The 12,633-nt window shown below is 51.9% G+C and carries 8 protein-coding genes and 6 tRNA genes; 2 read left to right on the top strand and 12 right to left on the bottom strand.

The window, feature by feature from the left end:
- Positions 1-3: 3 nt before the first annotated feature.
- A complete protein-coding gene (gene miaB, locus ACT3RT_RS08730) occupies positions 4-1,428 on the bottom strand; it encodes a tRNA (N6-isopentenyl adenosine(37)-C2)-methylthiotransferase MiaB (RefSeq protein ID WP_496202819.1) in 1,425 nt (474 codons plus the stop codon).
- A gap of 214 nt (positions 1,429-1,642) precedes the next feature.
- On the opposite strand from miaB, the gene ubiF reads away from it, so the two are divergent.
- Entirely contained in the window at positions 1,643-2,827 is a 1,185-nt protein-coding gene (ubiF, locus tag ACT3RT_RS08725) for a 3-demethoxyubiquinol 3-hydroxylase (RefSeq protein ID WP_485901585.1), read from the top strand.
- Positions 2,828-3,113: 286 nt separating this feature from the next.
- Here ubiF and ACT3RT_RS08720 read toward each other — a convergent pair.
- The 11 genes from ACT3RT_RS08720 to nagB all read right to left on the bottom strand — a co-directional run bounded on the left by ACT3RT_RS08720 (position 3,114) and on the right by nagB (position 10,163).
- Positions 3,114-3,188 (bottom strand) — tRNA-Gln (locus ACT3RT_RS08720).
- A 40-nt stretch (positions 3,189-3,228) separates the two neighbouring features.
- Positions 3,229-3,305, bottom strand: a tRNA-Met gene (locus ACT3RT_RS08715).
- An 84-nt stretch (positions 3,306-3,389) separates the two neighbouring features.
- A tRNA-Gln gene (locus ACT3RT_RS08710) sits at positions 3,390-3,464 on the bottom strand.
- Positions 3,465-3,522: 58 nt separating this feature from the next.
- Positions 3,523-3,597 (bottom strand) — tRNA-Gln (locus tag ACT3RT_RS08705).
- Between the two features lie 24 nt (positions 3,598-3,621).
- Positions 3,622-3,706 (bottom strand) — tRNA-Leu (locus ACT3RT_RS08700).
- 12 nt (positions 3,707-3,718) lie between these two features.
- Positions 3,719-3,795 (bottom strand) — tRNA-Met (locus ACT3RT_RS08695).
- A 231-nt stretch (positions 3,796-4,026) separates the two neighbouring features.
- Positions 4,027-5,688: an asparagine synthase B gene (asnB, locus tag ACT3RT_RS08690; RefSeq protein WP_034788380.1), complete on the bottom strand. Its 1,662-nt coding sequence runs from the start codon at positions 5,686-5,688 to the stop codon at positions 4,027-4,029.
- A 346-nt stretch (positions 5,689-6,034) separates the two neighbouring features.
- Complete coding sequence (locus ACT3RT_RS08685) at positions 6,035-6,787, bottom strand: HAD-IIA family hydrolase (protein WP_185688304.1); 753 nt, start codon at positions 6,785-6,787, stop codon at positions 6,035-6,037.
- A gap of 47 nt (positions 6,788-6,834) precedes the next feature.
- Complete coding sequence (nagC, locus tag ACT3RT_RS08680; protein ID WP_486032149.1) at positions 6,835-8,055, bottom strand: DNA-binding transcriptional regulator NagC; 1,221 nt, start codon at positions 8,053-8,055, stop codon at positions 6,835-6,837.
- A gap of 20 nt (positions 8,056-8,075) precedes the next feature.
- Positions 8,076-9,215, bottom strand: a complete 1,140-nt coding sequence (gene nagA / locus ACT3RT_RS08675) for an N-acetylglucosamine-6-phosphate deacetylase (protein ID WP_485901579.1) — start codon at positions 9,213-9,215, stop codon at positions 8,076-8,078.
- 147 nt (positions 9,216-9,362) lie between these two features.
- Positions 9,363-10,163, bottom strand: a complete 801-nt coding sequence (gene nagB, locus ACT3RT_RS08670; protein WP_396130202.1) for a glucosamine-6-phosphate deaminase — start codon at positions 10,161-10,163, stop codon at positions 9,363-9,365.
- A gap of 345 nt (positions 10,164-10,508) precedes the next feature.
- Between nagB and nagE the strand changes: the two genes are divergently transcribed.
- On the top strand, positions 10,509-12,464 hold the full coding sequence (gene nagE, locus ACT3RT_RS08665) for a PTS N-acetyl glucosamine transporter subunit IIABC (protein ID WP_353501346.1): 1,956 nt from the start codon (positions 10,509-10,511) through the stop codon (positions 12,462-12,464).
- Positions 12,465-12,633 lie beyond the last annotated feature (169 nt).

The raw sequence follows: 12,633 nt of genomic DNA, 5'->3' as shown, positions 1-12,633 counted from the left end.
AGATTATGGCTGGTAGAGACTCACGCCAATCTCATTCTCTTTGCGAGTACGGGCAATGACCGACTGTGGCGATTCGTGCAGGCGCAGCGCCATCTGGTCTTCCGTACGCACCACGACGCCGCGCAGCGAGTTGGCATAAACATCAACGATTTCAACGTCGACGAACTTGCCAATCATGTCCGGCGTGCCTTCGAAGTTCACCACGCGGTTGCATTCGGTGCGCCCGGTCAGCTCCATAATGCTCTTGCGCGACGTGCCTTCGACCAGAATACGCTGCACCGTGCCCAGCGTTGCGCGGCTAAAGCGCACCACCTGCTGAGTGATGCGGTCTTGCAGGATTTGCAGGCGCTGCTTTTTCTCTTCCAGAGTGACGTCATCGACCATGTCGGCCGCAGGCGTCCCCGGGCGAGGGGAGTAGATGAAGCTGAAACTGACGTCGTAGTTCACTTCGGCAATCAGCCTCATGGTCTTTTCGAAGTCGTCGTTGGTTTCGCCGGGGAAGCCAATGATGAAGTCGGAACTCATATGGATATCAGGGCGCACCGCGCGCAGTTTGCGGATAATCGCCTTGTACTCCAGCACGGTGTGTGGACGCTTCATCATGGTCAGAATGCGGTCGGAGCCGCTCTGGATCGGCAGGTGCAGGAAGCTCACCAGCTCTGGCGTGTCTTTGTACACTTCGATGATGTCGTCGGTGAACTCCACCGGATGGCTGGTGGTGAAGCGAATGCGGTCGATGCCGTCGATTGCCGCCACCAGGCGCAGTAACTCTGCGAAGCTGCAAATGCCGCCATCATAGGTCGCGCCGCGATAGGCATTCACGTTCTGCCCGAGCAAATTAACTTCACGCACGCCCTGAGCGGCCAACTGGGCAATTTCAAACAGTACGTCGTCGCTTGGGCGACTGACTTCCTCACCACGGGTGTAGGGCACCACGCAGAAGCTACAGTACTTGTTGCAGCCTTCCATAATGGAGACGAACGCCGTTGGGCCTTCGGCACGCGGCTCTGGCAGGCGGTCGAATTTTTCGATTTCAGGGAAGCTGATATCGACGATAGGGCTTTTGGTGCCGCGCACGTGGTTAATCATTTCCGGCAGGCGGTGCAGGGTCTGCGGGCCGAAGACCACGTCGACGCAAGGCGCACGCTGGCGCAGCATTTCGCCCTCTTGTGACGCCACGCAGCCACCCACGCCAATAATGAGGTCAGGGTTCTTCTTCTTGAGTAATTTCCAGTGGCCCAGCAGGCTGAACACTTTTTCCTGAGCCTTTTCCCGAATAGAACAGGTGTTCAGCAACAGAATATCTGCTTCTTCAGCGACGTCGGTCAGCTGATAACCGTGTGTACTTTCGAGCAGGTCGGCCATTTTAGATGAATCATATTCATTCATCTGGCAGCCCCAGGTCTTTATGTGCAGTTTTTTAATCATCGACTTGTCATTACTCAATGCGGGTAGAAAAGCGTTATATCTGTGTCCGTGCTGAAGAGCAGAACCACGGGCTCGGGCGACGGTGACGTCCAGGGGCGTATTGTAAACCCTCGCTCCAGTGGTGACCAGTGCAGTTAAACAGCTTAGGTTCTGATACCAACATAAAAATCCGGTATCATTCAGGGAATGAATTCCATTATCAAGCTGGATGAAAATGAACCCTTCTGAAAAATCCTTTGATGCGGTCGTCGTCGGTGGTGGCATGGTGGGAGCCGCGGCGGCGCTAGGGCTGGCCCAACAGGGCCTTCGCGTGGCCCTGATTGAAAACCAGCGCCCGGCTGAGTTCGACGCTCTCGCGGCAATTGATCTGCGTATTTCGGCCATTGGCTGCGCCTCGGTGCGTTTCCTGCAAAGCCTTGGCGCGTGGACTGCTATCGAAAGCATGAGACTGACGCCTTATCGCCGTCTGGAAACCTGGGAGAACGAGGGATCTGAAGTGCGTTTCGACGCCTCCTCCCTAGGTTTGTCAGAGTTGGGCTTCATGGTGGAGAACCGCGTCTTGCAGCTCGGCCTGTGGCAGCAGTTTGATGCTTTGCCGAACCTGACTCTGTTTTGCCCGTCCAAGCTTCGTCACCTTTTACAGCACGATGATAAAAGCTGGTCGTTGCAGCTCACCACCGGAGAAGTGCTGAAAACGCAGCTGGTGGTTGCCGCCGATGGAGCAAACTCGCTGGTGCGCCAATTGGCAGGGATTGGCGTGGATGGTTGGCAGTATCGCCAGAACTGCATGCTCATTAATGTGGAAACGGCGTCAGCAGATCAAGACACCACTTGGCAGCAGTTTTACCCTTCAGGCCCGAGAGCCTTCTTGCCGCTGTCTGGCAATAACGCCTCGTTAGTGTGGTATGACAGCCCGCAGCGTATTCGCTATCTGCAGACGCTGAACATGAAGCAGCTAACGGATGAGGTCAGCCGTGCCTTCCCGAGTCGCTTAGGGCCTGTTAAGGCGCTCTCCTCGGGTTCATTCCCGCTGGTTCGCCGCCACGCGCAGCGCTACGTGTTGCCAGGTCTGGTATTGGTCGGAGATGCCGCGCATACCATCAATCCGCTGGCCGGGCAGGGCGTTAATCTGGGCTATCGCGACGTAGAGGCTTTGCTCGACGTGGTGAAGAAAGCGCGCGAAAGCGAAGAGAAGTGGTTTGAAGAGCGCGTGTTGTTGAGGTATCAGCGCCAGCGCCGTCTGGATAATTTACTGATGCAGAGCGGCATGGACTTGTTCTACACCGCCTTCAGCAATGACTTACCGCCGGTGAAGATCTTGCGCAATCTGGCCCTGATGACCGCCCAACGCGCAGGCGCACTCAAAACCAAAGCGCTGAAATATGCTCTGGGAATTTAAAATTAAGTTTTAGAAGTTGGGCTTGATGTTGCGAACGTGCAGGTCCCCAAAATAATTCGAGTTGCAGGACTAATCTGCTGCAAGCGGATTTGAACGCTGCTTGCAGCGGCCCTTTATGGGCGAGGACTGGTGACAGGCCAAGTAACGCGGCAAGTGAGAGTATCCCGATGAGCTTACATCAGTAAGTGATTCGGGTACCCGAGCGCAGCCAACGCATCTGCAGCTCGAAGTATGAAGGGGATGCAATACAAAGCAAAAAGCCCGCCTAAGCGAGCTTTTCTAAATATGGCTGGGGTGCCAGGATTCGAACCTGGGTATGCTGGTATCAGAAACCAGAGCCTTACCGCTTGGCGACACCCCAAAAGAACTGCTTTACTAAAACACTCATGCAGACAATAAAATGGTGGCTACGACGGGATTTGAACCTGTGACCCCATCATTATGAGTGATGTGCTCTAACCAGCTGAGCTACGTAGCCAAATTTTACTGACTTAACTCTAAAACTCAAGCGCTGATTTGATTAACTTAATAATAAATTTCAATCGCTTGCCAATAAGAAGTATGGCTGGGGTACCTGGATTCGAACCAGGGTATGCTGGTATCAAAAACCAGTGCCTTACCGCTTGGCGATACCCCAATAAAACTACTTCAAATTGTATTTTTTCATGCAATATCAAAGATAAAACAAGAAAAAATGGCTGGGGTACCAGGATTCGAACCTGGGAATGCTGGTATCAAAAACCAGTGCCTTACCGCTTGGCGATACCCCAACTGTGCTTACCGATATCAGGAAATGGTGCGGGAGGCGAGACTTGAACTCGCACACCTTGCGGCGCTAGAACCTAAATCTAGTGCGTCTACCAATTTCGCCACTCCCGCATGAAAAAAGTTTGGTGGCTACGACGGGATTCGAACCTGTGACCCCATCATTATGAGTGATGTGCTCTAACCAACTGAGCTACGTAGCCATCTTTTTTCTTGCAACCTTCATCGGCGTTGCGGGGCGCATTATGCGTAGTTGGCCGTTTTGCGTCAACCACTTTTTTGACGAAAAATGTCTTAGAGCAATCATTTGTCTGGCTTATAACCAGTGTGGCGATAAATTCAGCAAAAGACGTTATTTTTATTGGCTTTTGTGACGAAAAAACGGGCCATAGGAGGCCCGTTAATCGAAATAAAACCCGGTTATTTATTCTAAATTAGTAGGCGGACTGGTGAACGCCCACCGCACGACCAGACGGATCGTTCATGTTTTTGAAGGATTCATCCCACTCAATCGCCTTAGCAGAAGAACAGGCTACCGACGGGCCGCCAGGAACGCACTCAGCAGCGCTTGGTACTGGGAACAGCTCTTCAAAAATGGTGCGGTACAGATACGCTTCTTTGGAGCCCGGCGTGTTATACGGGAAGCGGAAATGTGCAGTTTCGAGCTGTTGGTCGGTAATTTGCTGCCCAGCGACCTCTTTTAAGGTATCAATCCAGCTATAACCTACGCCGTCAGAGAACTGTTCTTTCTGGCGCCATGCCACGCTGTGTGGCAGATAAGACTCAAAACATTCGCGCAGGATATGTTTTTCCATCTTGCCGTTGCCGCACATCTTGTCTTTCGGGTTGATGCGCATCGCCACGTCGAGGAATTTCTTGTCGAGGAATGGCACACGAGCCTCGACGCCCCATGCGGACATCGCTTTGTTGGCGCGAGCACAGTCATACATGTGCAGGGCCAGCAGCTTACGCACGGTTTCTTCGTGGAACTCTTTGGCGTTTGGCGCTTTATGGAAGTAAAGGTAGCCGCCCAACACTTCATCTGCGCCTTCACCGGACAGCACCATCTTGATGCCCATCGCTTTGATTTTACGCGACATCAGGTACATCGGGGTCGACGCGCGGATAGTAGTCACGTCATAGGTTTCGATGTGATAAATCACGTCACGAATGGCGTCCAGACCTTCCTGCACGGTGAAGTGAATTTCATGGTGCACGGTGCCCAAATGGTTAGCCACGGCCTGTGCGGCGCGCAGGTCAGGAGAACCTTCAAGGCCGACGGCGAAGGAGTGCAGCTGTGGCCACCAGGCTTCGCTTTGGTCTTTATCTTCGATACGGCGACCGGCGAATTTCTTAGTAATGGCGGAAATCACCGAGGAATCCAAACCGCCGGATAGCAACACGCCGTAAGGCACATCGGACATCAGATGGCTTTTCACTGACTCTTCCAGCGCGTCGCGCAGCGCGGCCGCGTCCGTTGGGTTGTCTTTAACGTTGTCGTAATCGAACCAGTCGCGGCGGTAGTATTCGCGAATTTGGCCCTCTTTGCTCCACAGGAAGCTGCCCGCAGGGAATTCCTGAATGGTGCGGCACACCGGCACCAGCGACTTCATTTCAGAAGCAACGAACAGGTTGCCGTGCTCATCGTGACCATAATAAAGAGGGATGATGCCCAAATGGTCGCGACCAATCAGGTAGGCGTCTTTTTCTGTGTCATACAGAATGAAGGCGAACATGCCTTGCAGCTCGTCGAGAAACTCTGGCCCTTTCTCCTGATAAAGCGCGAGGATCACTTCACAGTCAGATTCGGTCTGGAACTCGTAACGGTGGCCTAACTCAGCGCGCAGTGCCTGATGGTTGTAGATCTCACCGTTAACGGCCAATACGTGGGTGTGCGCGGCGTTGTACAGCGGCTGTGCGCCGTTGTTCACGTCGACAATCGACAGACGCTCGTGGCAAAGAATGGCTTTATCGCTAGCGAAAACGCCAGACCAATCCGGGCCGCGATGGCGCATCAGACGGGATAACTCCAACGCTTTCTTACGCAACTCAGCGGAGTCGGTCTTGATATCGAGCACACCGAAAATTGAACACATATCTGTTTCTCCTGACCACTTATAAACGATTATTTTGTTGTGTTTGCTTTACGCTTTGCCGATTTCTCATTAAAGGTTCGGCTTTACTGCGCGGTTGATTAAGAAAATGCGACAAAACCCCTCATCTGTGCAAGTGGTTTAGCATTCTTCTGAAAAATAGTTGTTGAGGTAGGTCAGATCTTTGATGGATTTTCAGTTTAGGGCTATTTAAATTGCGGAATATGCAATTTTTCTCGCTGATTTGAGCTGTGGGCAAAAATGGGGAATGAAAAGAAAATAGCGACAAGTGGTAGAAGTCCGTCTGGTCGAATGACCAGACGTGAGAAAGCAGGGGAAGCGGGTGAAACTAGATAATGTCGATATCAGCGACAGAAGGGTAGATCCAGGTTGGGCGGAATGGCATCTCTTCGACATCATTCAAGGTCGACACGCCCGACAGCACCAGAATAGTATCCAGACCTGCCTGGAAGCCAGCCAGAATGTCGGTGCGCAGGTTATCGCCGACGATTACCGTTTCTTCCGAGTGTGCTTGCATTTTGTTCAGTGCAGAGCGAATGATCCACGGGCTTGGCTTGCCGACATAGAAAGGTTTGCGGCCGGTGATTTTTTCAATGGGGGCGCACAGCGCGCCGCAGGCTGGCGAGAAGCCGTGACCATGACTATCCGGGTTGGTGGCAATAAATCTCGCACCGTTGGCGACGAAGAAGGCGGCTTTATGGATCATATCCCAGTTATACGAGCGGGTTTCGCCGACGATAACAAAGTCAGGATTGATATCAGTGATGGTAAAGCCTGCTTTATAAAGCTCGTGAATTAATGCGCCTTCGCCCACGACATAGGCTTTCTTGCCTTCCTGCCGTTTGAGAAAGTCAGCCGTTGCCATGGCGGAGGTGTAAAAAGCACTTTCAGGGACGTCAAGCCCGGCGGCGGTAAAGCGATTCGCTAAATCCTGCGCGGTCTGAGAAGGATAGTTGGTCAGCACAACCAACGGCATGCCCTGTTCCTGGATGCGTGCGAGGAAAAGATCTGCACCCGGGACCGGCGTATTGTCGTGGAGCAGTACGCCGTCGATATCACAAATTACGTTTTTTAAAGTCATAGGTCCCTAATCCAATCCATTCTGGCAATCCCGAACTATAGCACGGCTTAATTTTCCATCAGACGTTGCAACAGCACGCCATTGAGCATAGCCCGCTTGACCAGCGCGAAGGCGCCGATAGCAGACTGATGGTTTAACTCTGATTTCACCACCGGCAGGTTACGGCGGAAATCCTTCAACACCTGCGTGTTAATGCAGCTTTGAATCGCTGGCAATAGGACTTTTTCTGCCTCGGTAATTTCCCCGGCTATCACCACTTTCTGTGGGTTGAACAGGTTTATCGCGATGGCAACGCCTTTGCCTAACTGGCGTCCGACGTGCTCGATCACTTCACAGGCCAGGCCGTCGCTGCGATTCGCTGCTTTGCAAATCGCGGTTATAGAACAGTCTTCGAGACTTAATTTGCTCGGATAACCTTGAGTGAGCAGGGCACGTACCCGATTTTCAATGGCTGAGTTGGCGGCGACGGTTTCTAAGCAGCCGAAGTTGCCACAGTGGCAGCGTTCGCCCAGCGGGTCTATCTGGATATGGCCGATTTCGCCGACGTTGCCGTTGCTGCCGAGGAAAATTTGCCCATTGACGATGATCCCTGCACCGGTACCGCGGTGTAAACGAACCAAAATGGAGTCCTGACAGTCGCGGGTTGCCCCAAAATAGTGCTCTGCCAAGGCTAAACTGCGGATATCGTGGCCGACAAAGCTGGTGACTTTGAACTTTTCTTCCAGCGCATCGACCAATTTCCAGTTGCCCACGCTGATGTGCGGCATGTAGCGCACGATACCTTTATTAGGGTCGACCAGGCCGGGCAGGATGACGGAGATAGCAATCAGCTCGCGGATTTTACGCTGATTAAGCTCCATAAATTCCTTAATGGCTTTAATCAACGCGTTCTCGAGCGTCTCTTGGGTGCGTTCCGGCAGGGCGTAGTGGTGTTCGGCGATAGATTTCGCGCTGAGATCGTACAGCGTGATGGTGGCATCGTTGCGTCCAAGGCGGACGGCAATAGTATGAAAAGGGCGGGTTTCGGTGATAATCGAAATAGCGCGGCGGCCCCCGGTGGAAGCCTGTTGATCCACTTCTTTGATCAACCCGCGCTCTAACAGCTGGCGAGTAATTTTGGTGACGCTGGCGGGAGCCAACTGGCTGTGATCTGCAATCTGAATGCGAGATATTGGCCCTTGCTGATCAATCAGGCGGTAAACCGCCGCGCCGTTTAACTGCTTTACCAGATCAACGTTGCCGATTTGTGCCTGTCCGTCAGTCGTCATCAATACTTTTATCCGCTCAATTAAACTTCGTCACCATTAACGATAGTTTTCGTGATTTTGAAATCATGGGTGAAGGCGGTGAGGTTGGCGACTTTACCGGCTTCAATACTGCCCAGTTGCGCATCCACGCCAATCGCACGTGCGGCATACAGAGTTGCCATGCGCAGTGCTTCGTCCAGAGCTATACCAACATGCTCAACGCTGTTTTGTACAGCTTCGATCATGGTTAGCGCTGAACCACTCAGTACACCGTTCTCATCAACACAGAGTCCATCACGATAGTATATTGTTTTACCTGCGAAAATGAACTCTTGAATGTCGGCACCGGCTGGCGCAGTGGCGTCAGTCACCAGAACCAGTTTGTCACCTTTGAGTTTTTTCGCGTTACGCACGTTCGCCCAGGCGACGTGGTGGCCGTCAACGATAATGCCGGTATAGACTTCTGGCGTATCAAAAATCGCGCTGACTAAGCCCGGCTGGCGGCCAGTAATGGCTGGCATGGCGTTGAACAGGTGAGTGGTGAAGGTGATACCCGCCGCAAAGCCTTTGCGCGCTTCTTCATAAGTGGCATTGGAGTGTCCACCAGAAACGATGATGCCCGCGTCGCGCAGTTGGCGAATATACTTATCTTCGGCCATTTCTGGTGCCAGCGTCACCTTAGTGATGACATCCGCATTGGCGCACAGATAATCAATCATCGCGCTGTCAGGTTTGCGAATAAACGCCGGATTATGGGTGCCTTTCTTAAGCGGGCTGAGGTACGGCCCTTCAAGATGCAGGCCCAGCGCCTGATGCGGATACTTTTTCAAGTAGTCGCGCATCACGTTGATCCCGTGCTTCATGTAGTCATCGCTACAGGTGATCAGCGTCGGTAAATAGCTAGTACAGCCGGACTTCTCGTTGGCTTTCTGCATGATTTCTAACGTCTTAACTGAAATCGCTTCCAGAGAATCGTTAAATTGCACGCCGCCACAGCCGTTCAGCTGTAAATCGATAAATCCGGGGGCAAGGCTGGCGCCATCCAGATCGCGAGTTTCCATATTCGCCGGCAGTTCAGCTGCCAGACAGACACGTTCGATCTTGCCGTCGGCAATGACGACCGCGTGGTTATCCAGAACGTCGTGGCCAGTATAAATGCGGCCATTAATCAGTGCGTACATCCTACCCCCTATTCCCCTGCATCCTTCAAGCCGTGGCTGCGTTGGCTGCCTTCAGCCACCCCAGTCACTTACTTCAGTAAGCTCCAGGGGTGACTTCAGTTGCCGCCTTGCCACAACTCGAATGATTGTGGGGAATCAATTATTTATTCAAAGATTCTTCATATTTTCCGCTTCTAACTCGCGGAAATATTTAACAGTTTTAACTTTAAGTTCCATGGTGGACGGTTCGTCACAAACTACCACGGATTTCGCGTGAAGCTGTAAGCAGCTGATGGTCCACATGTGGTTGATGTTGCCTTCAACCGCGGCAGCCAGCGCCTGTGCTTTAGCATGGCCGGTAACCAGAATCATCACTTCTTCGGCATCCAGCAGGGTGCCCACGCCAACGGTCAGTGCGAATTTAGGCACTAAAGAGACGTCGTTGTTGAAGAAGCGTGAGTTGGCGATGCGAGTATCGTGAGTCAGGGTCTTGATACGCGTGCGTGAAGCCAGAGAAGAAGCTGGTTCGTTGAACGCGATGTGACCGTCGTTGCCCACGCCGCCCATGAACAGGTTAATTTTGCCGTAGGACTTTATTTTTGCTTCATACTGGCGGCACTCTTCGTTTACATCGGGTGCGTTGCCGTTGAGCAGGTTGATGTTTTCACGTGGAATATCAACATGGTCGAAGAAATTACGGTACATGAATGTGTGATAGCTTTCTGGATGTTCCTGCGGCAAGCCAACATATTCATCCATATTGAAGGTAACCACATTCTTAAAGCTTACTTGGCCCGCTTTATGCATAGCGATAAGATGTTTATAAGCTTCGAGAGGGGTACCACCAGTAGGTAAGCCAAGTACGAAAGGACGGTCAGCGGTAGGTTTGAAAGCGTTGATACGTTCGACGATATGACGAGCTGCCCACTTACCGACTTCAGTAGTGTCATTTAAAGGAATTAATCTCATTACACACCTCTTAGTTTTCAGAACTTGAATATACTTGAATTGGATTTGAAAGCTGTGTTTAAAAGTCCGTCATTGTAAGCGTAACCCAACGATGACATGCGGGAGAGGCACAATGCCGTCTAGATTTTTTTAATGATAAAATAAGTTTTGCAAATTGCCTAGGGTTGTGGCCTGTTAATAGTGTTTTTTGGTGATAATTATCACAAAAAGCGAGGTTTTAATTTGCGATACGAAATATTTTTTTTACACTCCGCAGTGCAGTTGGTTGAATGAGATTTTAAAGGTAGTAACCATACTTATTAAACTACTTAGGTGATTCGCTCACAGGGCGAATTAGGGGGAAATGTGAATATTCTTGGATTCTTTCAACGGTTAGGCAGAGCGCTTCAGCTGCCAATCGCTGTGTTGCCAGTCGCGGCACTTTTGCTGCGCTTTGGACAACCAGATCTGCTCAATATGCCGTTTATTGCGCAAGCTGGTGGGGGTATCTTCGATAACCTCGCTCTTATCTTTGCCATTGGTGTGGCGTCTAGCTGGTCAAAAGACAACGCGGGTGCGGCTGCTTTAGCAGGCGGTATCGGCTATTTCATTTTGACCAAAGCAATGATCACCATTAACCCAGCAGTCAACATGGGTGTCTTGGCGGGTATCATCACTGGCCTGGTCGGCGGTATGGTTTACAACCGCTGGTCTGATATCAAACTTCCAGACTTCCTGAGCTTCTTCGGTGGGAAACGTTTCGTTCCTATCGCAACGGGCTTCTTCTGTCTGATCCTTGCTGCTCTGTTCGGTTACGTTTGGCCTCCTGTTCAAGATGCTATCCGCGCCGGCGGTGAGTGGATCGTGGGCGCTGGCGCATTCGGTGCGGGCATCTTCGGTTTCGTAAACCGTTTGCTGATCCCAACGGGTCTGCATCAGGTTCTGAACACCATCGCATGGTTCCAGATTGGTGACTTTACCAACGCAGCAGGTACCGTGTTCCACGGTGACATCAACCGCTTCTACGCGGGCGATACCACTGCGGGTATGTTCATGTCCGGCTTCTTCCCAATCATGATGTTTGGCCTGCCAGGTGCAGCCTTCGCCATGTATTTCGCCGCGCCGAAAGAACGTCGTGCATTAGTTGGCGGTATGTTGGTGTCTGTAGCAGTAACAGCATTCCTGACCGGTGTTACCGAGCCGCTGGAATTCCTGTTCATGTTCTTGGCTCCGCTGCTGTACTTAGTCCACGCGATTTTGACCGGTATCAGCCTGTACATCGCCACCGCGCTGGGTATCCACGCTGGCTTCTCTTTCTCTGCGGGCGCCATCGACTATGCGTTGATGTACAACCTGCCAGCGGCCAGTAAGAACGTCTGGATGCTGTTGGTGATGGGCGTTATCTTCTTCATCATCTACTTCGTGCTGTTCAGCGTGATCATTCGTATGTTCAACCTGAAAACCCCAGGTCGCGAAGATCCAAGCGAAGCCGTGACGGAACCAGAAGCTAATAGCAATACTGAAGAAGGCTTGAACCAGCTGGCGCTGAGCTACATCGGTGCACTGGGCGGTTCAGACAACTTCAAAGGTATTGATGCTTGTATCACTCGTCTGCGTCTGACTGTTAAAGATGCCGGTGTGGTGAATGATGCAGCCTGTAAACGTTTGGGCGCGTCAGGTATCGTCCGTCTGAACAAACAAAGTATTCAGGTTATCGTTGGTGCTAAAGCCGAATCACTGGCTGATGCGATGAAAAAACAGATTGCTCGCGGTCCAATCCCGGCATCAGCGGCCACTGTAGCTCCGGCTGCGGCAGCGGTAGCGCCCGTGGCTCAGGCTGTACCTAATGTTGCGAAGAAAACCGTAGAAACGCTGGTTTCTCCAGTAACGGGTGACATCGTGGCGCTGGAACAGGTTCCTGACGAAGCGTTCGCCAGCAAAGCGGTAGGTGACGGTGTGGCAATTCGCCCAACCGACAAAACCGTGGTTTCTCCGGCGAGTGGTACCGTGGTGAAAATCTTCAACACTAACCACGCATTCTGCTTAGAAACGGATACCGGCGCTGAGATCGTGGTGCACATGGGTATTGATACCGTGGCCCTCGAAGGCAAAGGCTTTACTCGTCTGGTTGAAGAGGGCGCGACAGTGACTGCTGGTCAGCCTGTGCTTGAACTGGATCTGGAATTCCTGAACGCCAACGCACGCTCAATGATTAGCCCGGTTGTTGTCAGCAACATCGACGATTACTCAGGCGTTGTTGCAGTAGCCAGCGGCTCAGTCGTTGCGGGTCAAACTAAACTGTTCGAGATTCAGTCCAAGTAATCCCCCACTGAACTCGCAGTGATGCAGTAAATAAGACGGGAAGAGAGCAATCTCTTCCCGTTTTTTTGTTTCAAACCCAGATAACCTCTATTTTATGTAACTAACGGTTGTTTCCCGACGTGGCTTGTTGGAACATATGCGGTTAGTCATTCGAGCCAATGTCGCGTAG

It is taken from the genome of Ewingella sp. AOP9-I1-14 (assembly GCF_052375995.1).
GTDB classification, from domain to species: domain Bacteria; phylum Pseudomonadota; class Gammaproteobacteria; order Enterobacterales; family Enterobacteriaceae; genus Ewingella; species Ewingella allii.
The sequence above is the reverse complement of the archived record's forward strand: the minus strand, read 5'-3'. Positions and strand labels throughout refer to the sequence as shown.